The following is a 24,415-nucleotide window of genomic DNA, read 5'->3' as shown; positions in this document are numbered from 1 at the left end:
GCACGACCGGGGCAGCCCGGACGCAGGATGACCGGCGAATCGGCAACGGCACCCCCGGTGGGCGGGCGGGGCTGGTTCGTCCCGCCCGCACCCTTTGCGGCCGCGGCCGGCGCTCCCCGGCCAGCGGGGGACCCCGGAGCCCCGGGGTCCGGTCGCCGGTCCCGTAAGGTACGCTAGGTGTGGATGCGCCTGCCTTGCAGGCGCCACGCCAGCACGCGGCAGGGAGGGCGACCATGGCCCGCGACACGACCGTGCCCCAGCAGCAGCGAGGGGAGCAGGTGGAGGGCATCCACCACGTCACCATGATCGCCGGCGATCCCCAGGCCAACGCGGACTTCTATGGCGGCGTGCTGGGGATGCGGCTGGTCAAGCGGACCGTGAACTTCGACGACCCGGGGACCTACCACTTCTACTTCGGCGACGAGACGGGCCGGCCCGGCACCCTGCTCACCTTCTTCCCCGTGCCCGGCGCCGGCCGCGGCCGTCACGGCGCCGGCCAGGCCACCCTGGTGTACCTCTCCGTTCCGGAAGGAACCCTGGACTACTGGCAAGGGCGCCTGGAAGGCTTTGGCGTGGCCTGCCACCGGCGGCCGGGCCCCCTGGGCCGGCAGGCCCTGTTCTTCCAGGATCCCGACGGCCTGCCCCTGGCCCTGGTGGAGGAACCCGGCCCCGGCGGGCCGGGCTGGCCGGGCGGGCCCGTGCCCGCCACCGCCGCCATCGGCGCCGTCGCCGGCGTGCGCCTTACGGTTCGCGACATCGAACCAACGGCCACGATCCTTCGGGAGCTGGGGTACCGGCCGGCGGGCGGCCGCTCCGGCCGGGAGCAGCCGGGATCCCAGGGGACGGATGGCGCTTCCGCCCCACCCGCCCCGCAGGAACCAGGGCCGGCCTCCCCGCCCCAGATCTGGGTCGCCGGGCCGGGCGGCACCGGCCGCTGGCTGGAGCTGGCCGGCGACGCCCGTGCTCCCCGGGGCACCCTGGGGGCGGGCATGGTGCATCACGTGGCCTTCCGCACGCCCACGGACCGGACCCAGGCGGCCTGGCAGCAGCACCTCACCCGGCTGGGCCTGCACGTCACGCCGGTCCAGGATCGCCAGTATTTCCGCTCCATCTACTTCCGGGAGCCGGGGGGCGTGCTCTTCGAGATCGCCACCGATCCACCGGGTTTCTTGATCGACGAGGACCGGGACGCTCTGGGCACCGGGCTGCGCCTGCCGCCCTGGTACGAACCGGCCCGGGCGGCCCTGGAGCAGGCCCTGCCGCCGCTGCACCACCCCAGCGGTTTTGGGGAGCTGGGCTTCATCCACCGGTTCGCCCGCGGCACGGAAGACCCCGATCGGGCCCCGGTGCTCTTGCTCCTCCACGGCACGGGAGGCGACGAGCACGACCTGCTGCCCCTGGGTGCCCATCTGTGGCCCGGGGCCGCCCTATTGAGCCCCAGGGGCCAGGTGCTGGAGGACGGCATGCCCCGGTTCTTCCGCCGCCTGGCGCCCGGCGTGCTGGACGCCGCCGACCTGCGCCGGCGGGCCGGCGACATGGCCCGGTTCGTCACCGCGGCGGCGCGCCGCTACGGTTTTGACCCGGGGCGGGTGGTGGCGGTGGGTTACAGCAACGGCGCCAACCTGGCGGCGGCCCTGCTGCTGCGCCACCCCCGGCTGCTGGCGGGGGCGGTGCTGTTCCGGCCCATGGCCGTTCCCGTGGAGGCCCCTGAGGCGGGTGCACTGGCGGGGCGGCCGGTTCTCGTCGCGGCCGGGCGGCAGGACCCGGTGGTGCCTCCAGAGCAGAGCCTCCAGCTGGCCCGGACCCTGGAAGCCGCAGGCGCGGCGGTCACCCTGCACTGGGCCGGCACGGGCCACCATCTGGAGCGGGCCGAGCTGGACGCCGCCGCCCGATGGCTCGCCGTCGAGGCCCGCTGGCCGTGGCGCGGCAGCGGGGAGGGCCCCGCAGACACGAAGTGAAGGGCTCGAGGCGCCCACCCGAGAATCATTGGGGCAACGCGGAGGCCAGGGATGCGGCCCGGGCGACCCCGCCCCGTGCCGCCAGGGGGTGTGCCGCCATGGGCGGAACCAGGACGGCTGCTACCGGGGAGCCACCGGTGCCGGACCCGTGGGACGATCTGGAGTCCCTGTGCCGCCTTCCCCACCGGGGCACCTGTACGCCCGAAGAGGGGCGGGCGGCCCGCTGGCTGGCGGCGCGGCTGGCGGAGCTGGGCTTTGAGGTCGACCTGCAGCCCTTCACCGCGCCGCGCCACACCCTCTACCTGGGCCCCGGCCTCACCGGCCTGGTGCTGGCGGCCCTGGGCCTGACCGGTGCCCGCTGGGCCGGCCCCGGAGCCGGCAGCGGGCTGCTGGCCCTTATGGCCCTTGTGACCCTGGTTCCCCTGCTGGGGGAGCTGGCCTTGTGGCCCGGCGGCACCCCCATCAGCCTGGCCTGGGTGGTGCCGAGGGGTCGTTCCCAGAATGTGGTGGCACGCTGGCCGCAAGGCACCCCGCGCGCGGCAGCGGCCCGGCAGCCCGGCGAAGCGGGCCCGGGACCTTCGGCAGCGGGACTGCCGGCGGCCGGCCCGCAGGAGCCGCTCGGCGGCCGGCAGGGTGAGCCGGGGCCGCTGCACCTGGTGATCACCGCCCACTACGACACCCAGTGGGGCAGCTGGCTCTTCGCACCGCGCTTTTTGCCCTGGCTGCAGGCCTTTTTCGTTGCCGGGTATGCCGCCTTCGCCGCGGTGCCCGTGTTGCTGGCGGCCCGGGCCGCGGGGATGGTCGCCGCCGCGCCGCTGGCGGCGGCAGCCCTGGTTTCCGCGGCGGTGGCCGGGTTCCTCCTGCTCAGCTGGGCCACCGGGCGGCCCATCAACGGGGCTAACGACAACGGCTCCGGGGTCGCCGTGGCCCTGGCCCTGGCAAGGCGCTGGGCTGCGCGCCCCCTGCCGGGAGTCGAGCTGGTGGTGGCGTTGACGGGGGCCGAGGAGACGGGCATGCGGGGCATGGCGGCCCTGCTCTCCCACCCCTGGTTCCCGCGGCAGCGCGGGAGCCAGGTGGCGGTGCTCAACATCGACAACGTGGGTGCCGGCCGGCTCCACTACCTGACGGCCGAAGGCATGCTGCTGCCCGTTCGCTACGACGCCCGCCTGGTCCAGGAGGCCCGCCGGCTGGCGGCGGCGCTGCCGGCGGGCCGGCTGACCCCGGGGCCGCGGCCCCTCCTGCCCACCGATGCCCTGGTCCCCGCGGCGCGGCGGATCCCAGCCATCACCTTCCTGGCGACCGGTCCCGGCGGCCGCATTCCCCATTATCACTGGCACACCGACCGCCTGGAACACGTGGACCGTGCCCATCTGGCCGAAGTCGCCCGCGTGCTGTGGACCTACGTGGCCCAGCTGGCGGGTGAGCCACGCGCCGGCCGTTACCCGGCCTGAACGGGCCCCGCCGCGCCGAGCGGGCTCACCGGGCGTGCTTCCGTCCCCAGGGCGGGCAGGCTATTGCTTGGCGGGGACTCCGCTCGCCCGGGCCTTCGCGGCCCGGTCCCGAGTCCGGGGCCAGGGCCGGATCTGGCTCCGGGGCCGGCCGCGGCGCCGGCCCCGGTCGAGGGCCGGGGGTTGAAATCGGTTATCCATCCGAGTGCGGGAGCCTCCGGGATGGGATATAAAAGAACGGTGGACCGAAATCCCGTAAGGAGGGACTTGCCCAGCATGAAGCGCGCACGCCGTTCTCTGCTGGTGGTCGCGGCCCTGATGCTGCTGGCCCTGCCGGTCCTCGCCGCTTGCGGCGGCGGTGGCGGCGGCGGCAACGAGGGCAACGGTGGCGACCAGGCCGCCGGGAACAAGATCACGGTCACCGCCCAGAACATGTCCTTTGACCAGACGGAGATCAACCTGAAGAAGGGCCAGACCTACACCATCGAGCTGGTCAACAACGACTCCGTCCAGCATGACCTGGTCGCGGAGCAGCTCGGTCTGGAAATCGGCCTGACGGATCCCGGCAAGAGCACCTCCATCGAGTTCACGCCCCAGCAGACGGGCGACTTCGAGTTCATCTGCACGGTGCCCGGCCACTCCGCCACGATGAAGGGCACCATCCATGTCACCGAGTGACGTTCCCGGGTCGCCGAGGCACGGCAGGCCTGAAGCCCGGAAGCGGTGCGCGGTAGCGCGCGGATCATATCCCCGCAAGCTCGGGAGGCAGCCGGCAGGCTGCCTCCCGTCTTGTCCTCCGGTCCCCCGCCGCCGGGTCCTTGCCCTGGCTGCCGGCGCGCCACCCGGGCCCCCTGGCGCGCCGCCTTCCCACGTAAGCTATATTGGTGGCGAGAACCCGCCGCCCGGCGGCCCGTCACCGGACTGGCGCCGCGCCACCGCGGTCCGGCGGGCCCATCGCCAGGGCGGAAACGAGGTGACCCGGGTGCGGCCAACGCCCAGCATGGAAGACTACCTGGAGACCATCTACGAGCTCATCCGCAGCAAGGGCTACGCCCGGGTGAGCGACATCGCCCTGGCCCTGAACCTGCAGCCGTCCTCCGTCACCCGCATGGTCCAGCGACTGGACGAGCAGAACTTCGTCACCTACGAGCGATACCGGGGCCTGATGCTCACGGAGCGCGGCGAGGCCATCGGCAGGGCCATGCGCCAGCGGCACGAGACGCTGGCCACCTTCCTGCGCCTGCTGGGCGTGCACGACGAGGAGGTGGTCCAGCAGGATGTGGAGGGCATCGAGCACCATGTCAGCCGCCAAACCCTGGAGCGCATCGAGCGGTTCGTCGCCTTCGCCCGGGGCAACCCCACGTGGATGAACCAGCTTCACGCCGCCATGAACACCGGCGGCAGCGCGGCCGGCCCTGGGAACGCCGGCGGCCCGCCCGCCGGGGAAACGGCCGGCGGGCCGGACGTCCCTGGCAGCAGGGGGAGCGGGAGGCCGGCCTGGGACGGGCCGGCGCGGGGTAGCGAGGCCCCCGCCGGGCTTGCCCGCCACCAGGCTGCCGGCAGCGGGGGCGACAACGGGGCGGGTGGTGAAATTGCGGGCGGCGACGAGGCTCGCGGGGCCGCCCGCGGCCCGGACGCCCGCAGCCAGGTGGCCGGACCGGCCGGTTCTACCCGCCCGCCTCGCAGCGGACGTAATCCTTGAAAACGTAACCCGTCTCGCCCCCCACCAGCTGTACCTCGGCCCAGAAACCCTCGAAGGCCATGACGATGACCGGCGTCCCGCGGCCCACCCGGGCCAGGACCTCGGACTTGCCGGAGGGCCGCTGGCGGACGTTGACGTCGTCGTGGGTGACGACGCCGAAACAATGGAACCGCTCGGGAACCCGATCCTGGAACAGTTCGAGGCTCTGGAGCTGAAAGCGCTGGTAGTTGTACATCATCTGCGCCAGGCGCCGCTCCGTCTCCTTGGTGGCGGCATCCACCAGCTGCTTGTAGTGGTCGAGCAGGGGACGCTCCTGCTCCCGCAATTCGGCCGCCAGTTCCTTGATCCGCGACACGGTTCCTCCCCCTTCCGGTCAAGCGGCGTCGGCGGTGCCGGTGCACCGGCCGGCGGTGACCCGGCCGCCACCGGACCCGTATGACCCTATGCAGGGGAAGAACCGGACATGCCGGGAGGTGTTCCCTTGTCCCCCATGCCGGAAGCCCATCCCTTGCCCGAACCCTTCGGCTTTCTGCCGCCTCCCTCCCCGCCCTACGGCGTGGTGGTGGCAGGAGGTGACCTGGACGAACCGGCCCTGGTGGCCGAAACGGCCCGCCTGGTGGCCGGGGCGTCCCTCTGCATCGCCGCCGACGGGGGCCTGCGCCTTCTGCGGGCAGCCAACCTCTGGCCGCACCTGCTGGCCGGCGACTTTGACACCCTGACCGCCGCGGAAGTGGAGGCGGCCCGGGCGGCCGGCGTGGAGGTCCGGCGCGTTCCCCCCGCCAAGGACTTCACCGACACCGAGCTGGCCCTGGACCTGGCCCGGCAGCGGCTGGGCCCGGCCCCCCTGTACCTGGTGGGCGGGGTGGGAGACCGGGTCGACCACACCCTGGCCAACCTGTTGATGGCCACGCGCTGGGTGGCCAGCGGCCATGCCCTCAGGGTGCTGGCCGGGCCCGCCCACGTCGCACCCCTGGTGGGCCCCGGCGAGGTCCGGTTCCAGGGCCGGCCGGGCCAGGTCGTCTCCCTGGTACCCCTCACCCCCCGGATGACCGGCGTGAGCACCCAAGGGCTGGTCTACCCCCTGGCGGACGCCACGCTGGCCTGGGGGACGGCCTACACCGTCAGCAACGCTCTGGCGGGTACCGAGGGGGCATTTCGCGCCCGGACCGGGCTGGGGCTGGTGATCCTCCAGCGGCGGCACTGACCCGGCCGCCCGCGCCCCGCAGCCCAGGGTGGCCGTGCCGCCGGCCGCCCTGAGAACGGTCCGGTTCGACCACCCGGGAACGGTCCGGTTCCGCCCCCGGCCGGCAGCCCCCCGCACCGCCACAATCCGGGCCGGAGCCGCGGTGCCCCCCGCCCGGCCCCTCAGGGCGCCACCCGCAGGGGCACCAGCCGGTGCGGATCGCCTTCGAACGCGAGCCGCTCCGGGTAGAGCCACGCAGCCAGCCGTTCAAGGCCTTCCAGGGCTGCCGGGCCCGCCCCCAGCAGCTGGGCGGGCGGCAGGTAAAGCGCCGTGCCCACCGCCGGTCCGCCCGGCGGCACCACCGGGGTCCAAAGCGGGGTCACCACCCGCACGGGACCTGGGCGGCCCAGGGCCCGCCACCCCTCCTCGCCCGCCTGCCAGCCCGCACCAGCCCCGGCCGGGACGATGAGCCGGGCCAGGCCTCCCCACCGGCTGCCCGGGCGGTGCCACCATGACGCAATCCCGGTCCCCCATGCCCTTTCACCCGGCCTTCCCTCCGCCGGCAGGCGCCCCCCGGCCCGCCGCACCAGCGTGGCCACCGGGCTGCCCGGCTGCGCCCAGACCGGCGGCTGATCCCACGCCAGCACCACCACCACCGGCCGTTCCGCCTCGGGCACCCCGGCCACGGCGGCTGCGACCCGATCGAGCCGCCGCCGGTAGGCCGTGGCCAGCTCTTGGCCGCGGCCGGGCTGGTTCAACCATCCGGCCAGGCGCCGGGCAGCAGCGGGGAGCTGGTCCACGTCCCGCCACCGTAAGGTGGCCGCCGGCCAGCCCAGGGCCCGCAATCGTCCCGCCAGCCCCGGCTGGCGGGTGACCGCCGGCAGGACCACCAGGCCTGCACCGCTCTCCCGCAGGTGCTGCTCTTCGGCCCCGGCGGGAAGGACGATGACGGCCTCCTCGCCTAGGAGCGCCCGGGCCAGGTCGCAGAGATCCCGGCCGCTGCAGGCCACCCGCCGGGGCGGGCCGGGCAGCACCACCCGCTGGCCGAGATCGTCCCGGAACACCCAGCGGCCCGGCGCCGGGGCGGGGGAACGGGCGGCCGCCGCCATCCAGCCGGCGGCCAGGCCCGCAAGGGCCGCGGCCACCCAGACCCATCGTCGGCAGGAAAAGTTCATGGGCACCGGGATTGCCCCTCCCGGTGCCCATGGCTATGTCCCCGCCCGGCGGGAAAGACCGGCCCCCCCTCCCGCTCGCGGCGGCTGCGATCAGCCCGCCGTTCCGCCCGCTCCCACCGGCAGGGCCGCCAGCCTCTCCTTGAGCCGCTGGATGCTGGCGATGGCCGAGGGGTCAAGGCCCCTCAGCAGGGCAGCGTAGACCGAAACGAAATCGCCGAAATAGGAAAGGCTGAGCAGCTGCGCCAGGCGGCTCCGGCCGTGCCCCGCGACGGTGACCCAGCCGGCCCGGCCGTCCACCAGCTCGGCGGTGATGGCCATGCGCGTCCGGTTGCGCGGGTGGTCCGGGCCGGCCTGCAGGCAAACCACCAGCGGCCGCTGCGGTGCCCCGTCCCGCCCGCCGCTGCCGGTTCCACCCGCCGCCCCGTCCAGGGGCACCCCCTCCCAGCCCATGATCTCGTTGTGGTTGAGCTCGGGGAACCCGTGGTAGTGCGCCAGCAGCTTGGCGTTCTCGTTCAGCTGGCACTGCCAGCGGTAGGCCGCCGCCTGGCCCAGGCGCCCGGCGCCGTAGATGAACACCGGCCGCTCCAGAAGTTGCCGCGCCAGCCGGTGGGCGGGGCCTTCCGGGCCGCCGGGTTCCAGCTCGCGGGCCTGGCGGCGCAGGACGGCGATGGCCTCTTCCACCTGGGCCGAAGGATCGCCCACGCCGGTCCAGGCGCAGGTGAGATACAGAACCGGTAGCATCAGGTAGCCCAGGGCGGCCCGGGGCGCCAGGCCGCCGGGCACCCGGACCTGCCGGACCGGCCGCCCGGCCGCCTCCGCCGCGGCTGCCCGCTCCAGCAACGGCCCGCCGCTGGCGACCGCCACCACCGCCGCCCCCCGGGCGAGGGCTTCTTCGAAAGCGCTCAGGGTCTCCTCGGTGGCCCCGGAGTAGCTGACGGCAAAGACCAGGTCCCCGGTCCCCACCCAGCCGGGCAGGCCGTAATCCCGGTGGACCACCACCGGGACCGGCGCCTCCGGTTCCAGGACCGCCGCCACGAAGTCGCCGCCGATGGCCGACCCGCCCAGGCCGGCCACCAGCACGGCCCGCGGGGTGCCCGCCAGGGGCCGGGGCAGGTTGCCCGCCTCCCGGCCCAGCCGCAGGGCTTCCTCCAGCTGGTGGGGGAAGGCTGCGACCGCGCCCAGCATCCCTTGCCGGTCCAGTTCCCGCAAGGCTGCCCAGTCCGGGACCACCGCCCCCGGCGCCCCGGCTGCCGGCGCCGGGGCCGGCGCCCCTTCCTCCTGCCGTGACGGGTTGCTTGCCCGTTGGTTCGAATCCATCCGCTGGGCCTCCCTTTGCGCCAGTCCCTCGATCCGCCGGCGCCGGCCCGCAAGCCGCCCTTCCGGACCGGGGGTCCGGAAGGGGTCCGGGGTGCCGGCCGCGGCCGGTCTCCCGGCGCCGGCCGGTGACCGCTACCCGTCGCGGGTGTCGCCGCCCGGTTCTTCCCCCAGCGCTGCGGCCTCCGCCGGGCCCCCGCCCCCCAGGGGCGGGATCACATCGACGCGGGCCTGGGGCGCCGCGGGCCAGCCCGCGGGGGCTGCAGCGACCACCCCGGAGCCCTCCAGCGCGGCGGCCGCTGCGTCGGCCAGGCCGGCGCCCCCGGGCAGGCCGGCGGCACCGAACCCGCCCGGCGGTACCACCAGCCGGTAAGGCATGTAGAGGCGCAGGCGCGAGCCCTCGCCCACAGGCCACAGCCCCAGAGCGAAGAGTTCCGCCTCGATCTGTACGGGGTTGGCGTCCAGCCCCCGTGACCGGCACCAGTCCCCCAGAGCCTCCAGGTCGACCACCCGGTCCGGCCCCGACCAGGAGGCCACCACGTCGGCCAGGATGGCCCAGGCCGTCGCTGGCGTCTCCACCCACGCCGCCGGCAGGTGAACGGGGTGGCGGGGCCAGAGGCGGGTCACCGCCTGGTCCCACAAGGCGGCCCGGGCCAGGGCGCCCCGGCCGCGGCCCCCGCCGGCGGCCGCCGGTTCGTCCGCCGCGGCGGCAGCTGCTGCGCCTCCGGGCTCACCCGCCCCGCCCGCCGCTGCCGCCCGCTCCGGGACCAGCAGGGAAATCCAGGGGTCGAACCAGGCGGTAACCTGCCATTGCCGGCGCAGCCGCTCCAGCAGCTCGGGGCCCGGCTCCTCCCCCCGGGCGCCAGAGGCCCGGCGGATGCGGCCCGCCAGCCAGCCAGCGGCCTGGTCCAGGGTCGGTACAGCGGACTCCCGGGGCCCTGCGGACCCGGCCCCGCCGGCGCCTCGGTCCCCGCCCGCCGCGGCGGCGGCGAGGTCAGGGGCCGGCCGGCCGTCGTGACGGGCGGTGCCCGGCAGGCTCCAGCGGGAACGGTCCCCCGCAGGTCCCGGTACGGAGTCCGCGCCCCCCGGGCCGGCCGGCCCTGCATCCCCCTGGGCCAGCTGGCGGAAGGCGCCGTGGAGCACGACGGCGTGGGCAAAGGCGGGGTCGGCGAGGGCCAGGGCGGCCAGCTGATCGATCTCGCCGCCCGCCCGGACCCACCCGTCGTTGAGGGACGTGGCCGTCCAGGTGTCCTCCAGACCTGTCAGCCAGCCCATGGTGGCCAGGTAGGCGATGACCTGCCGGGCCTGGGAACGCTGCCGCCAGCGGCCCAGGTACGAGGTGAGCTGGGACGTGTCGTACATGTGACCTGCCAGGAGCTCGGCCAGCAGCCCGCGCACCGCCGCCAGGTTGGTAGGGCGGGGGCCATAGGCAGGCACTCGCACCGCCCCCGCGGCCCGGGGGTCCGTCGCCAGCCACGCGGCCAGGCCGAACCGATCCCGGCCGTAGCGCAGCACGGCGGTGTCCTCGTTGAGGGCCCGGGCCACCGTCCGCCGCGGGTACCTGCGCACCCGCTGGACGGCCGCGACCACCTGGTCCAGGCTGGCCGGCTCCCCGGCTTCGGCCAGGGCATCGCGGCACAGCTGCGCCAGGTTCCGCTCCGGCTGCCGCTCCCAGTGGCTCAGGCCGTAAATCCCCCGGTCCACACGGCGGAAGGGCTCCCCCGACGACAGGATGGTCAACACGTGGGTCGGCGGCATCTTCCGCCCTTCGGGCAACAGCTGGTTGACCAGCCGGGTGAGCTCGGCGTAGTGCAGGGGCCGCCCGTGCCGCTGCAGCGCCTGGTAGACGTAGTCCCGGGCCCGCATCCGTCGTCCCGCGCGCCAGCTGGCAAGGCCGTAGGTCCCGCCGGGGAAGCGGGCGAAGGAAGCCTGGGTGGTCACCACCGCTCGGGCCAGCGCCTCCGCAGGGGCGGGCAGGTCCCCCGTGCCTTCCTCCAGGTGGGCGGCCAGTTCGGCCAGGGCCAGCGGGCGGCCGGCCGCCGCCAGGAACTCCTGCAGGCGCTGGGCCGCCTCCGGCAGGTGCTGGGCGATCTCCACCGTCGACCAGGTCGACCCCGCCACCCGCCGCAGCCCGGGCGTCACGTGCACCAGCAGGCCCACCAGCCGGACCGCCTCGTCGGTCGACTCGGGCACGCCCACCGTGCCGTCCTGGCGCAGGGCCTCGGCCAGCTCGGCAGGCCCCGCGGCGCCGCAGCGGGTCGCCGCAGCCCGGACCGCGTCCACCAGCGGCTGGAAGCGCTCCAGTCGTGCCCGGGCCCTGGCGCGGCGCAGGGCCCGCCCCTGCACCACGCTGACCCACTGGCGGGTGGTCTGCCAACGGGCGGCGATGGCCGACAGGTCGTGGGCTTCCTCTCCCAGCAGGCCGTACCGCAGGGCCAGCACTTCCCGCTCCCGATCGGCCAGCGGCTCGATCAGCTCCTGCAGCCAGTCCTCCAGCCGGCGGGGGAACGCTTCCCTGCGGCTGCGCTCCTGCCGGTACTGGTGCAGGCTTTGCAGAATGGTCGCGACGCCGCTCTCCCCCAGCCCGCGCAACCGGCGCAACCCTTCCTGCGTAAAGCCGGCCACCGCCCCGACGGTGTGCAGCCCCGCCCGCTGCAGGGCGGTGACCACCCGGCGCGGCAGGAGCAGGGCACCGATGGGGGCCGGATCGTCCATCAGATCGGGGGCCAGGGGGTCGCCGGTGGCACCGCCGGGTGGCGGCAAGGGCCGGCCCGATTGCAGGGCGTCCAGGCGGTGGCAGATCTCCGCCAGGGAGCGGGGCCCGAGCCCCCGCAGCCGCTGCAGCCCCGGTTCCCCCAGTTCCAGCAGCTGGCCCACGGTCTGGATCCCTGCCCGCCGCAGGGCCCGGTAGGCCCGCTGGCCCAGCCCGAGATCATCCACGGGCCGCCGGCGAACGGCTTCGGGGAACCGCTGGGGGTCATACCGGGTGGCTCGGGCCAGCAGCTGCCGCTGGTAGGCTCCGTCGGCCATGACCCGCGCCAGCTCGGTGACCAGGGCCAGCAGGCCCCGCGTCCCCATGCCGCGGGCGGCCAGAAGCCGCGGGTCATGCCGCCAGGCGAGATCGCCCACGGTCTCGTAACCCCTCTGCTGGAGCGCCAGGCGGACCCGGGGCGGGATGTCCAGCAAGTCGAGGGGGATCCCCGCCAGGCCGGCAGCAGCGGCAGCGGCGCCGGGTTCGCCTTCGGCCCCGCTTCGACCCTCGGCCCGGTGGTCTTCCCCAGCCTCGACTCCCGCCTCGGCCCGGCCGGCGCCTGGCCGCCCGCCCGCCGGCGTACCGGACGAACCGGCCTGCGCCGGCCCAGCCTCCGGAGGCGGGGCCTGCCCTCCGGCGGGCGCCGCATCCTGGGGCTGGTCCAGGCGGGGCCCTGCGCCCCCGGTGCCCGGCCGTTCCAGGTGCGGTGCGCCAGGCGCCAGTGGCCCATCAGGCGCCAGTTCCATTCTTTCCCCTCCGTACGGGCGCCGCCCAGCGGCCGCGGGAGGCCGGCCCGGCCGCCCATGGGCCGTGAAGCCGCAGGGCCGGGCGGGGTGCCGCCGGTGCGGTGACCAGTGGAGGCCGCCACCCACCGCCCGCCCTTTTCGACAAAACCTGTCGAACGATGGCGAAATAGGAGGCGACCACTTAAATCAATCGTGTTCGATTGTAAACTTTTCTTGACGCTTTCAACCAGAGCGCAACGCAAAAAAGCCTGCCCCACCCGAGCAGAGCGGGTGGCCGGGGTCATGGGAGGCGAAGGAGGGCATGGTCTCGGCCGGGCGTGGCTGGGGGGCGGGCTGGCCATCCGCCGTCACCGGAAAGGGACCGGGGTCCCGCAGGACCCCGGTCCCCCGCCGGGAGCCGGCCCGGTCCGCCCGTCAGCAGCGGGCTGGTCAGCGGGCAGGCTGGGAAGCGTACATCTGGCGCAGCTGCTCCGGAACGTCGGGATCGCGCAGGGTGGTGGTGTCACCCAGCTCGCGCCCTTCCACGATGTCCCGCAACAGGCGCCGCATGATCTTGCCGCTGCGGGTCTTGGGCAGGTCGGGCACGAACAGCACCCGGTCGGGCCGGGCGATGGGGCTGATCACCTTGGCCACGTGCTCCTTGAGTTCCGCCTCCAGCTCGGGACCGCCCTGCCGGCCGGCCTCCAGGATCACGAAGCCCACGGGCACCTGGCCCTTGACCGGGTGAGGTGCCGCGATCACCGCCGCTTCCGCCACGGCCGGGTGGGACACCAGCGCGCTCTCGATCTCCATGGTGCTCAGCCGGTGACCCGCCACGTTCATCACGTCGTCCACCCGGCCTAGCACCCAGAAGTAGCCGTCTTCGTCGATCTTGGCGCCGTCGCCGGGGTAGTACACGTCCCGGCCCCACTTGGACCAGTAGGTGTTGACGTAGCGCTCCTCGTCGCCCCAGATGCCCCGCAGCATGGAAGGCCAGGGGCGCAGGATGGCCAGGTAGCCGCCGCCCTGGCCGGGCGGTACGGGGTTGCCCTGGTCGTCCAGCACCGCCGCCTTGATCCCGGGGAAGGGCCGGGTGGCGCTGCCGGGCTTGGTGACCGTCACCCCGGGGAGCGGGGTGATCATGATGGCCCCCGTCTCCGTCTGCCACCAGGTGTCCACGATGGGGCAGCGGCCGCCGCCGATGTGCTCGTGGTACCACATCCAGGCCTCCGGGTTGATGGGCTCGCCCACGCTGCCCAGGAGGCGCAGGCTCGAGAGGTCGTGCCGGCGGGGATACTCCGGCCCGTCGGCGGCAAAGGCCCGGATGGCCGTGGGAGCCGTATAGAAGATGGTGACGCCGTATTTCTCGATGATCACCCAGGGCCGGTCCTTGTCGGGCCAGTCGGGCGCCCCCTCATACATCACCGTGGTGGCGCCGTTGGCCAGCGGGCCGTAGACGATGTACGAATGGCCGGTGATCCAGCCGATGTCGGCCATGCACCAGTACACGTCGTCCTCGTGGAGGTCGAAGACCCACTTGGTGGTGGCATACACGCCCGTCAGGTACCCGCCCGTGGTGTGGACGATGCCCTTGGGCCGCCCCGTGGTGCCCGAGGTGTACATCATGAAGAGCATATCCTCGGCGTCCATCGCTTCGGGCGGGCACAGCCGCTGGGCCTGTTCCATCAGCTCGTGCCACCAGCGGTCCCGGCCCGGCGTGAAGGGCACCTCATGGCCGGTGCGGCGCACCACCACCACGGCCTCCACATCCTGCTTGCCCGCCAGCAGCTTGAGCGCCTCGTCGGCCTGAGCCTTGAGCGGGACCACCTTCCCCCGGCGGTAGAACCCGTCACAGGTGACGAGGAACCGGGAGCCGGCGTCCTCCATGCGCGAGGCCAGGGCCTGGGGGCTGAAGCCGGCGAACACCACCGAGTGGGGCGCGCCGATGCGGGCACAGGCCAGCATGGCGATGGGCAGCTCGGGGATCATGGGCAGGTAGATGGTCACCCGGTCGCCCTTCTTCACGCCCAGGCTCTTGAGCACGCCCGCGAACCTGTTCACTTCCCGGTAGAGGTCATAGTAGGTCAGGGTGCGGGTATCCCCCGGCTCGCCCTCCCAGATGATGGCGGCCTTGTTCCGACGCGGCCCGCGGATGTGCCGATCGACGCAGTTCACGCTGGCGTTGAGCTTGCCGCCGAGGAACCACCTGGCGTGGGGCGGGTTCCACTCCAGCACCCGGTCCCACTTCCGGAACCACTCCAGCTCTTCCGCCCACCGGGCCCAGAAGCCCTCGGGATCCCGTTCCGCCTCCTCGTAGACCGACTCGTCCCGCACGTGGGCGCGGGCCCGGAAGGACTCGGGGGGTGCAAAACGCCGTTCTTCCCGGAGCAGGGCATCGATGGGCCTTCCTGCCGCGTCTGCCATGGTGTCCCCTCCCTCTGCGGGCACGGTCCCGCCGGAATTCGTCCCCTGTACCTCTAATTAGAACGGAACTCGCTCAGATCCTGCGGCCGGCGCCCAACCCCTCCTCCGCGGGGAGTGCCAAAGCGGCTACCGGACGTCCCCGTCGCCCTGGGCCCCCCGGACCCGGTTGACGCGAGGCGGGCCCCGGCGATCGCCGCCGCGGCAGCCGGACATGGCGAAGCAACCGAGCCGGGGCGGAACGATCGCGACCCCGCCGCGCGGCCCTTGCCGGCCCCGGGCAAAAGCCGGCCCCGCGGCGCCGCCAGGGCCCGCGGGGCCGGCGCCCACCGGCCGGTTCGTCCGCCGGGTCAGTCGGCGGTGGCTTCGGTGGCATGGGTCTCCTGCCAGATGGAGATCACGCTGGTCTCCTTCAGCAGGAAGGTCCCCACCACGAAGGTGATCAGGGCCACCGCCGTGGGATACCAGACGCCGGCATAGATGTTGCCCGTGCTGGCCACCAGGCTGGCCGAGATGTACGGCGTGAGGCCGCCGAACCAGCCGTTGCCCAGGTGGTAGGGCAGCGACAGGGCGGTGTAGCGGATCTTGCCGGGGAAGGTCTCGACCAGGAAGGCGGCGATGGGCCCGTAGACCATGGTGACGTAGAGCACCTGAACCCAGACCAGCAGGGTGAGCACCACCGGGTTGCCGGCGTTCTGGTGCATCAGCTGGTACAGCGGATAGTAGGTCAGGGCAGCGATCAGGTTGCCTGCCATCATGATCGGCTTGCGGCCGATGCGATCCGACAGGTGGCCGAAGACGACGAAGAAGGGCGTGCCCAGGGCCAGGGCGACGGCCACGATGATGTTGGCGGTGACGAAGTCGACCTTCAGGGTATTCTGCAGGTACACCAGGGCGTAGAACTGGCCCGTATACCAGACCACCGCCTGCCCGGCCGTGGCACCGAGCAGGGCCAGCAGGACCAGCTTCCAGTTGCGGAACGTCTCTCGAATCGGCGCCTGGGTGGTCTTGCCCTGGGCCTTGAGCTGCTGGAACAGGGGCGATTCCTGCAGGCGCATGCGCATCCACGCCGAGAGCACCAGCAGCACGGCGGAGAGCAGGAAGGGGATTCGCCATCCCCAGGCGGCAAAGGCCTCCGGGCTCATGGACAGGCGGACGATGAGGATGACACCCAGCGAAACGAACAGGCCCAGCGTGGCCGTGGTCTGGATGAAGGACGTGTAGAACCCGCGCCGGCCGTCGGGGGCGTGCTCGGCCACGTAGGTGGCCGCGCCACCGTACTCGCCGCCCAGGGCCAGACCCTGCAGGAGCCGCAACACCAGGACGATGAGGGGTGCGGCAATGCCGATCTGGCTGTAGGTGGGCACCAGGCCGATGGCCGTGGTGGCACCGCCCATGATCAGCAGGGTCATCAGGAACGCATACTTGCGGCCGATCAGGTCCCCCAACCGCCCGAACACCAGGGCGCCGAAGGGCCGCACCAGGAACCCGGTGGCAAAGATAGCCAGGGTGTTGAGCAAGGCGACGGTCGGGTTCCCCTTGGGAAAGAAGGCCGAAGCAATGACGGTGGAGAGGCTGCCGAAGATGTAGAAATCATACCACTCGATGATGGTACCTCCGGCCGAGGCCGCGATGACGCGCCAGATGTTCCGGCTGTCCGCAGGCCCGGCCGCAGTGGCACTGACGGTCCCCATGCAGGAAACCTCCCCTCTCGCGGTCCCTGGAACGCTCCTGGCCGGTCGCCCTACCGGCCAGGGCCCCCACCGGTCCCCAGTACCGGCGCGAAGCCCCTGCCGTTCCCCGGGATGGCGCCGCCGTGATCCAGCGGGTCGTCACCGGTCCGCAGCACCGGGGCGATGCCCCGGCCTTTCCCTCCGGCTCCCGCCGGCAGCTGTCTCCCTCCCTTCTCTTTCACGGCCCCCTTTCAGCACCATGGCTTCCAGCCGGGGCACGCCTGTTCCAGGAACGTCCCATGGCACGATATGGGATGCCTAATTCCGCGCCGGCGGCCTAAATCCTTCCGGCCGCGGGCGGAGGGAGCCTTCTAGACAACGAATTTCTTGCTCAGGTCTGGAACTTTAAAGCGGGTTCAGCCGTGAGCCGGGAATGAAGGAACGAAAAGCGGCGATTTAGCGGGCACTACGGTGATTGCCGGCGGGCTCCCTGGCCGGGGCCAGGTTCCGGCCCGGGCTGCCGGCACCGTCCCGGGGCACTAGAAGCGGCTCCTTGCCACCCGCCCGGCGAGCCACCGTGTGGCGAAGAACACGCCCACCGCCAGGGCCAGGCTGGCGGCCCCCGCCGCCAAGTAGCCCACCGTCGCGTAGGGAGCCAGGGTCGCGCGGGTGAAGGCCAGGGCCGTGTCCAGCGGCAGGGCCTCCCGCCAGCCGTGGGGGAAGCCGGCCACCATCCACTGGCCGGCCATGCCGAAGAGGTACAGGGCTAGGCGCTCCAGAAGAATCGGCCAGGCCGCGAAGGTCGCCGGGTAGAGCCAGCCCCGGCCCCCGGCGGTGCAACCCGTGTAGACGCCCGCCAGCACGTAGGGAATCACCACCAGGGCCGCCGCCATCCGGCCTGCCCCCTGGGCGCCCGCTCCGAAGAGGGTGCTGCCCGCCGCGGGCACCGCACTGTAGACCGCCGTCAAGGCGTAGGTGACCGCAAGGAGGAACCAGCCCAGGGGCGCGGGATCCACCGGGGGTGGAAGGTCGCTCTCCTCGGCCGGCAAGGCTTCCCGGCCTGGGATCGCCGGGGTCGCCTCCCCCGCCCGCGGCGCCCCTGGCCGGCGGCGGAGCCGGGGGAGCCACCGGCGCAGAAGGCGCCGGGGACCCGCCTCCGCCCCCCGCGATGCCTGTTCCCTCAGGCGAAGATCTTGTTCCAGTCCCTGGGCCCGGACGTCAGCAGGCCGGATCAACAGCAGATCACGGCCACCCGACCAGCCGGCCCCGCCCTCTCCGGTTTCACCCGCCGGCCCGGGTCCGGTCCCCTTCCCGCCTCCCGCGGGCGGGCCCGCCCGACGGCGGGACTCCTCCGGTACCTGCCAGCCGCCTTCACGGGACATCCACCGCCACCCTCCCCCGGGCGAAGCCACCACCATCCGGGTCACGCCATGGCCGGCGCCGGATCGCCCGGAGCCCAGGCCCCCAGCAGCAGCTTCCATCCCTGCCCTCTCCCCGGGCAGGCCACGCCCCCGGCGGTCCAGGCCGCGCTCCGGCCGCTTCCCCGGCGGCGCCCCCCGGGGCCCGGCCCCTTCCGCCGCCCGACGTCCTCTGCCCGTCAGTTCCCTCCCGCACGGGCGGGTTCCTCCCGCCGGGCCTCCCCATCCCCGGGACGGCCGGACCGGCGACGGGTGCGGCGGGCATCCGGGCCAGGGTCCGCGCGGCCCCGAGCCCCGGTTCGTCCCCACGGCTCGTCCCCACAAGATCCGCGACGCCTTTGCATACATCGCATCGGAGGCCCCGGCCGGGAGGAATGGCGCGAACCCGTCCACGCTGGGCCGGTCGGCGACCGCCCGCCGCACCGCCGCAACCCCCGCGAACACCGGCCCAGCCAAGCCGAAGGAGGTGGAGGTCCTTGCATGCCCGCAGGCGCCGCCCAGGCCCGGTGCGGGATTCCGGCGGGGAGACGGCGCTGCTGGCCGTCCTTGCGGCCCTGCTGGCGCTGGTGCTCCTGTCCCATCGGGCCCATGCTCCTGCCCCCTCGAACCGCGACGGCCCGGTCATCGTGCTGGACCCGGGCCACGGCGGCATCGACGGCGGCACCCACCTCCAGGGGCGCATTCTGGAAAAGGACCTCACCCTGCAGCTGGCCCAGGCGATGGCGCCCCTGCTGGAAGCCTCCGGGTTCCGCGTGGTGCTGACCCGCACCGCCGATTACGCCCTGGCCCCCGGCGACGACGACGCCAGCGTGCGCCGCGACCTGGAGGAGCGGCTGCGCATCGCCCGTGCTGCCCGGGCCGCCGCCCTGGTCAGCCTGCACGTCAACGCCGCCCGGGACAGCGGCCTGCGCGGTCCCATCGTCTTCTACCAGTTCGGGGACGAACCCGGCCGCCGCCTGGCGCTGGCCGTCCAGGCGAGCCTGAACGCCGCCTTCCCCCCGGAGGCCCGCAACGAGGCCCTTCCCGCCGACTTCTTCCTTCTCGAGAAGGCGGGCCGCCCCGCCGTGCTGGTGGAGTTCGCCTTCCTGACCAACCCCGCCGACCGCGCCATCCTGCTGAGCCCCCAGGGCCGCCGGGACCTGGCCGCCGCGGCGGTGGAAGGCCTGGTCCGGGGGCTGGCCCAGCTGGGCATCCGGGCGCATGCCGTTCCCCCAGGCCGGTGACACTGCGGGCGGAGGGATGCCCGATGAACCCGCGCCCGTGTCGCCGCCGCCGGCGGTGGAACCTGCTCCCGCCGCGGCGCACCCCAGCCGGCGTGGCCTCCGCCCGTCCGGGACGGCGGCGGGGAGTCCCTGCCGTCACCGCCCTGCTGCTGATCGCCCTGTTCCTCGGCGCCTGCCGGGCCGGCGGGCCGGCCTCCCGTGCCCCCGCCAAGCCGGGGCCCGGCGCAGGTCCGGGGACGGGCCGCGCCGCGGACATCGTCGGCAAGGATCCCGTGGTCTACGGGTTCTACACCGAGCCCGAACCGCCCCTGGCCGGCTCCTTCGAGACCATGGTCCGCCACGCCCGGGACCTGGATGTGATCGTGCCCTTCTGGTTCCGGCTGGCGGAAAGCGGGGACGGCACCATCGAAGCCTACGCCGCGCCGCCGCCCGAGCGCCGCAAGCAGGTGATCCGGGAAGCCCACCGGCGCGGCCTCAAGGTGGAACTCATCGTCCACAACCTGCTCTACGGCTCGGGCGAGCGCAGCGCGGCCACCGCCCGCCGGTTCCTCCGGGACCCCCAGGCCCAGGAGCGGGCCGTCCGCGGCATGCTGGACATCATGCGGCAGGAGGGCTACGACGGCATCCACATCGACCTGGAGACGGTGCCGCCGGAAGAGCGCCCGCGGCTGACGGCCTTCGTCCGCAAGGTGCGGGAGGCGCTGCCGGACGGCAAGCTCCTCAGCATCGCCGTCTTCCCGCGGGACCGGGACGACCGCACGGACCCCAACACCGGCGTGTACGACTACGCCGCCCTCGGTGAGGCCGTCGACTTCTTCATCCTGATGACCTACTCCGAGCACCGGGCGGACACGCCGCCGGGTCCCCTGGCGTCCCTGGACTACGTCGACCGCATGGTGCGCTACGCCCTGCGCTACGTGCCGCGGGACAAGGTGATCGTGGGCCTCGGCGCCTTCGGCTTCGACTGGGGAGGCGGCACCTTCCCGCGCTACCTGGATCACGCCCAGGCGGTGCAGCTGGCCCGCCAGCAGGGCGTGGACATGCGCTGGGACGACCGGGCCCGGGTACCCTACTTCACCTACACCGCCGCCGACGGCTCCGGCCACGCGGTGTATTTCGAAAACGCTCGCAGCTGGGCGGAGAAGATCAACCTGGTTCGCCGACACCGGGTGCGGGGCGTCGCCATCTGGCGGCTGGGGATGGAAGACCCGGCGGCCTGGCGGGAGATCGCCCGGCGGCTCCGGTGAATCGGTGAATCGTTGCCCGGCGACTGCGGTGAACCCGGCGGGCGAGTCCAGGCCGGCGGGCAAGCACAGCCCCCGGATCGGGAGCCCTGCGGGGTTCCGCTAAACCCCGCAGGGCGCCTTCCCCCGCCTCCGCCCGCTCGCCGCGCCCGGCTGCCCGGCGCACCGGCCGGGCGCACCGCCTGGGGCGGCACCGCATCCCGGCGCCCCGGCGCCCCATGACGGACCCCGGCCCGCGGCCGGCCGCGCCGGCGACGCCCGGGGTGCCTGGCCAACCGGGTCAGAGGTAGATCATCTTCACCGTCATCCCGCCGTCGACCACCAGGTTCTGGCCGGTGATGAACCCGGCCTCCGGCGACACCAGAAAGGCACAGGCGGCGGCCACGTCCTCGGGGCGACCCACCCGGCCCACCGGATGCTGGGCGTGGTCCTGCTCCCCCACGGGCTCGTGGCCCGTGTCGATCCAGCCCGGGCTGATGGCGTTGACCCGGATGCCGTAGCGGCCCAGGCTGACGGCCAGGGCGTGGGTCAGGGCCAAAAGCCCCCCTTTGGCCGCCGCGTAGGGCTCCCCGTCGGGTTCGGACATGAGGGCGCGGGTCGAGGCGATCTGCACGATGGCGCCCCGCCCGGCCTGCCGCATGTACGGCACCACGTGGCGGGCACAAAGGTAGGCGCCCGTCAGGTTCACCGCCAGCACCCGCTGCCAGGTGGCTTCGGCCGCCTCGTGCTCCAGGGGGACGAACCCGCCGATGCCGGCGTTGTTGACCAGGATGGTGGGCGGTCCCAGCTCCCCGGCCACCTGGGCCATGGCCCGGGCCACCGCCCCGCTGTCCGCCACGTCGGCCTCGACGGCCACGGCCCGCCCGCCCGCGCCACAAGCCTCCCCGGCCGTTCGCCGCGCCCCCGGGCCGTCGATGTCCAGCACGCCCACCGCCGCGCCTTCCGCCGCCAGCCTCAGGGCGATGGCCCTCCCGATGCCGCGGGCCGCCCCCGTCACCACCGCCACCTCCCCTGCCAGCCGACCGGCCGTCCACGGCTCCTTCTGCCGCATCGCCCAGCACCTCCTGCTATATTGGGGAAGAACGGGCCCCGGCCGCCCGGAAGGAGGATGCCCTTGCGCCTGGTGGATCAGTGGCGCCGCGCCCTCACGCGAGCCCGCCGGGGCGAGCTGGCGGTGTTGCGCCAGCCCTGGCACCGGCCCGTGCCCGGCGGGACGGTGGCCCCGTACCTGGTCAAAGTGCTCTGCACCGACGAAGGGCGCCTGGCGGCTTGGGGCACCCGCTACGGCCTTCCCGCCCGGGGCATCTGCCGCCACGGGAGCATCCCCCATTACGACCTCTGGGGCCCGCTGGCCGACCGCGCCTGGGCGGAACTGTCCCCCGCGACCCTGGGCACCGGCCCGGATGCCGGCCCGGGTGAGAACGCAGAAGGGGCCGGGCCCGGAGGACCGCCTCCAGGCGGAAGCCCCTTGCCGGGCAAAGGGTCATCTCCATCTCAAGGAGGAATGGTCTTGGACCACCAGAACCCCGAACCGCCTGCCGGCATCGACAGCCAGGCGCCCGGCCCCGTCCCTCCCGGAGGCGGGCCCGGCCCCCGGGCGGTGGTGGCCGTGCTGCGCGGCCCCTGGCCCGCCGGCGACGCCGCGGCCCGGCTGGTTCGGGCGGGCTGGCCCGGTGCCGGCGCCCTGTACGACCGCTGGCAGCACGTCCTGGAGATCGCGCCCCTGCCGCCCGAGCTGGCCCGCCGCCTGGCCCACGAGGCCGCCGGCCAAACGGGCTTTGCCACCTGGCGCCCCTACGCCGGCGCCGCCAGCCTGCTGGTGGGCGGCTCGCTGCCCCAGCTGTGGTCCCTGGCCCACCGCTGGGCCGGCCGTGACCAACCCGCCACCGGGCAGGACCTGACCCGCGCCGCCGGCCACGCCCTGGCGCGGGCTCTGCTCTCGCTGCCCCATCTCCCGCCGGGGCGGCTGGGGGCAGAGGGCGGCGCCGCCCCCTTGTCGCCCGCCGGGGTTTCGGCAGGCTCCCCGGCCGGGGGAACGGCCCCCGCCGGGCGCGGGAGTGCGGGGCCGGTTTCCGCGGCGCCGGTGGCCGGCGGCCCCTGGCCCGCCGGGGGGTTCCCGGCGGGGCCGGTGCCCCTGGCCCTGGGTCCCCGCAAGGTCGACTTCCGGGGCCGCTCCCTGCTCTTCGGCCGGCGAACCCTGATCATGGGCGTGCTCAACGTCACCCCCGATTCCTTCTCCGACGGCGGCCGCTACAATGCCCCCGACCGGGCGCTGCGCCGCGCCCTGGAGATGGTGGCCGAGGGCGCCGACCTGATCGACGTGGGGGCCGAGAGCGCCAACATCGCCGCCTCCAAACCGGAACTGGAGGAGGAGCTGGCCCGGCTGGTCCCGGTGGTCGAGCGGCTGGTGCGGGAGGTCGACGTGCCCATCTCCATCGACACCTACAAGGCGCCCGTGGCCGAAGCGGCCCTTGAGGCCGGTGCCCACATCATCAACGACATCAGCGGGCTGCACGCCGATCCCGACCTGGCGGCGGTCTGCGCCCGCTACGGTGCCGGGGTGGTGATCATGCACCTGCAAGGCCACCCGCGGCGCCTGGTCCGGGAACCCCGCTACGACGACGTGGTGCTGGACATCACCCGCTACCTGGCCGAGGGCGTGCAGCGGGCCCTGGCCGCCGGCGTACGCCCGGAAGCCATTGTGGTCGACCCCGGCATCGGCGTGGGCAAGCGCACCCGGCACAACCTGGAGATCCTGGAGAACCTGGGCGCTTTCCGCAGCCTGGGATACCCCGTCCTGCTGGGCGCCTCGCGCACCTCGGTGATCGGCAACATCCTGGAGACGCCCATCGGCGACCGGCTGGAGGGCACGCTGGCCACCACGGCCCTGGCCGTGGTCCACGGCGCCGACATGGTGCGCGTCCACGACGTGCGGGCCAATGCCCGGGTGGCCCGCATGGCCGACGCCCTGGTCCGCGGCTGGGACGAACCGGCCGGCGGCTGGCCCTTCGACGCCGTCACCGGCCGGCAGCGCCGGCCCCTGCGGGAACTCGGGCGGCTGCCGGTTCGTCCGGGAGATCAGTCCAGGACGTGATAGCGCAGGTAGAGCTCGCCCTCGTGGAAGAAGGCGCTGGCCAGGCTGAGCCGGACCAGGGGATCCAGGGCACGGGGCCCCATCACCATGGTCTTGTCCTCGGCGTAGCCGGCGATCTTGGGCGCCACCGTCCAGAAGAGCTCATCCACCACCCCGGCCTCCAGCATGGCGAAGTTCACCGTGGGGCCGCCCTCGCTGAGCAGGCGCCGGATGCCGTAGCGCTCCCGCAAGAGGGCCAGGGCCGCCCGCATCTCCACCTGCTCCTCCCCCGCGAAGGCCACGTCGGCCACCTGGCGCACGGCCTCCACCTTGTCGGCCGGGGCCGCCCGGCGCGTCAGCACCAGCGGCCGCCGCGGCGCTTCCCGGAAGAACCGGGCGTCCAGGGGCAGGTCGCAGGAACCGGTGATCACCACCGGCAGGGGCTGGGGCGGCAGGCCCCGGGCCTGCCGCCGCTCGGCGTACTCGGCGGGCACGCGGGGCGGCACGTCGTAGGCCCGGACGGTACCGGCGCCGCGCAACACGGCGTCCACCGGCGCCCGCAGCCGGGCCATGAGGCCGTGGTCCACCTTGCTGCCGATGGGCTCCTGGATGGCGCCGCGGCCCATGGTGACCTTGCCGTCCACGGTGGAGACCATGTTCACCAGCACGTAGGGACGGTGGGGTGGCCCGGCGGGAAGATCCAGGTCGTCGTAGATGGTGAGAGGATCGGGCCACGGCCGCGCCTCCGGGAAGAGCTGCTGCACGGGTGTCACCTGCCTTTGCCTTGCCGTAGTCCGGCTCGGGTCCTGGGCGGGCCGGCGGCAGCCCGCAACGACCCGCCGCCCGGGCCACCGGCCCCGGCCTGCCGCCCGCCGCGTCCCGCAGCGGGCCGCCCGCCGCCGGGGGCTGCCCGCGCGGCCTCGCGGGCTCCCCTCCCGGCGCCGGACCACCGGCGGACGGCACCGGCGTACCGCCTGGGCGGCGCCGGAAGCACCACCTCACGGCGCGGGATCGCGCCGGACGTCACGAGATGGCGGCGCCCGCCGCTCGCCCCTGCCGCCGGCCGGGCGCCGGCACGGGCTGGATGCTCCTTCCAGGGACGGGCT

General features: G+C 74.2%; 17 protein-coding genes. 8 read left to right on the top strand and 9 right to left on the bottom strand.

Annotated elements, in window-relative coordinates:
• The first annotated feature begins 233 nt into the window (after window positions 1-233).
• The 4 genes from DYI95_RS01985 to mntR all read left to right on the top strand — a co-directional run bounded on the left by DYI95_RS01985 (window position 234) and on the right by mntR (window position 5,108).
• Window positions 234-1,958 carry a VOC family protein gene (locus tag DYI95_RS01985; protein WP_116901063.1) on the top strand — a complete coding sequence of 575 codons (1,725 nt, stop codon included), beginning with the start codon at window positions 234-236 and terminating at the stop codon, window positions 1,956-1,958.
• 98 nt (window positions 1,959-2,056) lie between these two features.
• Window positions 2,057-3,409, top strand: a complete 1,353-nt coding sequence (locus DYI95_RS01980) for a M28 family metallopeptidase (RefSeq protein WP_116901064.1) — start codon at window positions 2,057-2,059, stop codon at window positions 3,407-3,409.
• Window positions 3,410-3,682: 273 nt separating this feature from the next.
• Entirely contained in the window at window positions 3,683-4,084 is a 402-nt protein-coding gene (locus DYI95_RS01975) for a cupredoxin domain-containing protein (protein WP_116901065.1), read from the top strand.
• 304 nt (window positions 4,085-4,388) lie between these two features.
• The gene (mntR, locus tag DYI95_RS01970) at window positions 4,389-5,108 is read left to right on the top strand and encodes a transcriptional regulator MntR (RefSeq protein WP_116901127.1); all 720 of its coding nucleotides are present in this window, start codon (window positions 4,389-4,391) and stop codon (window positions 5,106-5,108) included.
• Here the strand turns inward: mntR and DYI95_RS01965 are convergent.
• On the bottom strand, window positions 5,074-5,463 hold the full coding sequence (locus DYI95_RS01965) for an SH3 domain-containing protein (RefSeq protein WP_006904397.1): 390 nt from the start codon (window positions 5,461-5,463) through the stop codon (window positions 5,074-5,076). The two genes, mntR and DYI95_RS01965, sit on opposite strands and share 35 nt — an antisense overlap.
• Window positions 5,464-5,598: 135 nt before the next feature.
• Between DYI95_RS01965 and DYI95_RS01960 the strand changes: the two genes are divergently transcribed.
• A complete protein-coding gene (locus tag DYI95_RS01960) occupies window positions 5,599-6,312 on the top strand; it encodes a thiamine diphosphokinase (protein ID WP_243149908.1) in 714 nt (237 codons plus the stop codon).
• Between the two features lie 161 nt (window positions 6,313-6,473).
• Here the strand turns inward: DYI95_RS01960 and DYI95_RS12900 are convergent, their stop codons facing one another.
• The 6 genes from DYI95_RS12900 to DYI95_RS01930 all read right to left on the bottom strand — a co-directional run bounded on the left by DYI95_RS12900 (window position 6,474) and on the right by DYI95_RS01930 (window position 17,586).
• Window positions 6,474-7,466: an ABC transporter substrate-binding protein gene (locus DYI95_RS12900; RefSeq protein ID WP_305849882.1), complete on the bottom strand. Its 993-nt coding sequence runs from the start codon at window positions 7,464-7,466 to the stop codon at window positions 6,474-6,476.
• A gap of 90 nt (window positions 7,467-7,556) precedes the next feature.
• Window positions 7,557-8,783, bottom strand: a complete 1,227-nt coding sequence (locus tag DYI95_RS01950; protein ID WP_116901068.1) for a bifunctional phosphoglucose/phosphomannose isomerase — start codon at window positions 8,781-8,783, stop codon at window positions 7,557-7,559.
• Between the two features lie 132 nt (window positions 8,784-8,915).
• On the bottom strand, window positions 8,916-12,278 hold the full coding sequence (locus DYI95_RS01945; RefSeq protein WP_116901069.1) for a DNA-directed RNA polymerase subunit alpha C-terminal domain-containing protein: 3,363 nt from the start codon (window positions 12,276-12,278) through the stop codon (window positions 8,916-8,918).
• Between the two features lie 429 nt (window positions 12,279-12,707).
• Entirely contained in the window at window positions 12,708-14,681 is a 1,974-nt protein-coding gene (acs, locus tag DYI95_RS01940; protein ID WP_116901070.1) for an acetate--CoA ligase, read from the bottom strand.
• Between the two features lie 347 nt (window positions 14,682-15,028).
• Window positions 15,029-16,372 carry an MFS transporter gene (locus tag DYI95_RS01935; RefSeq protein WP_116901071.1) on the bottom strand — a complete coding sequence of 448 codons (1,344 nt, stop codon included), beginning with the start codon at window positions 16,370-16,372 and terminating at the stop codon, window positions 15,029-15,031.
• A gap of 518 nt (window positions 16,373-16,890) precedes the next feature.
• On the bottom strand, window positions 16,891-17,586 hold the full coding sequence (locus DYI95_RS01930; protein ID WP_164581339.1) for a hypothetical protein: 696 nt from the start codon (window positions 17,584-17,586) through the stop codon (window positions 16,891-16,893).
• 659 nt (window positions 17,587-18,245) lie between these two features.
• On the opposite strand from DYI95_RS01930, the gene DYI95_RS01925 reads away from it, so the two are divergent.
• A complete protein-coding gene (locus DYI95_RS01925; RefSeq protein WP_116901073.1) occupies window positions 18,246-18,992 on the top strand; it encodes an N-acetylmuramoyl-L-alanine amidase in 747 nt (248 codons plus the stop codon).
• Window positions 18,993-19,015: 23 nt separating this feature from the next.
• Window positions 19,016-20,239: a glycosyl hydrolase family 18 protein gene (locus tag DYI95_RS01920; RefSeq protein ID WP_116901074.1), complete on the top strand. Its 1,224-nt coding sequence runs from the start codon at window positions 19,016-19,018 to the stop codon at window positions 20,237-20,239.
• A gap of 277 nt (window positions 20,240-20,516) precedes the next feature.
• On the opposite strand, the gene DYI95_RS01915 is transcribed toward DYI95_RS01920, so the two are convergent.
• Window positions 20,517-21,287 (bottom strand): glucose 1-dehydrogenase, encoded by a 771-nt coding sequence (locus tag DYI95_RS01915; protein WP_116901075.1) that lies wholly within the window; start codon window positions 21,285-21,287, stop codon window positions 20,517-20,519.
• Window positions 21,288-21,359: 72 nt separating this feature from the next.
• Between DYI95_RS01915 and folP the strand changes: the two genes are divergently transcribed.
• Window positions 21,360-23,330, top strand: coding sequence for a dihydropteroate synthase (gene folP, locus DYI95_RS01910; protein ID WP_243149907.1), 1,971 nt, complete (start codon window positions 21,360-21,362; stop codon window positions 23,328-23,330).
• On the opposite strand, the gene DYI95_RS01905 is transcribed toward folP, so the two are convergent.
• Window positions 23,315-24,073, bottom strand: coding sequence for a dihydrofolate reductase family protein (locus DYI95_RS01905; RefSeq protein ID WP_243149796.1), 759 nt, complete (start codon window positions 24,071-24,073; stop codon window positions 23,315-23,317). The genes folP and DYI95_RS01905 overlap by 16 nt on opposite strands.
• Window positions 24,074-24,415: the final 342 nt, after the last annotated feature.

This window comes from Thermaerobacter sp. PB12/4term (assembly GCF_003403315.2).
GTDB lineage: Bacteria > Bacillota > Sulfobacillia > Thermaerobacterales > Thermaerobacteraceae > Thermaerobacter.
This window is presented reverse-complemented; position numbering and strand designations above follow the sequence as displayed.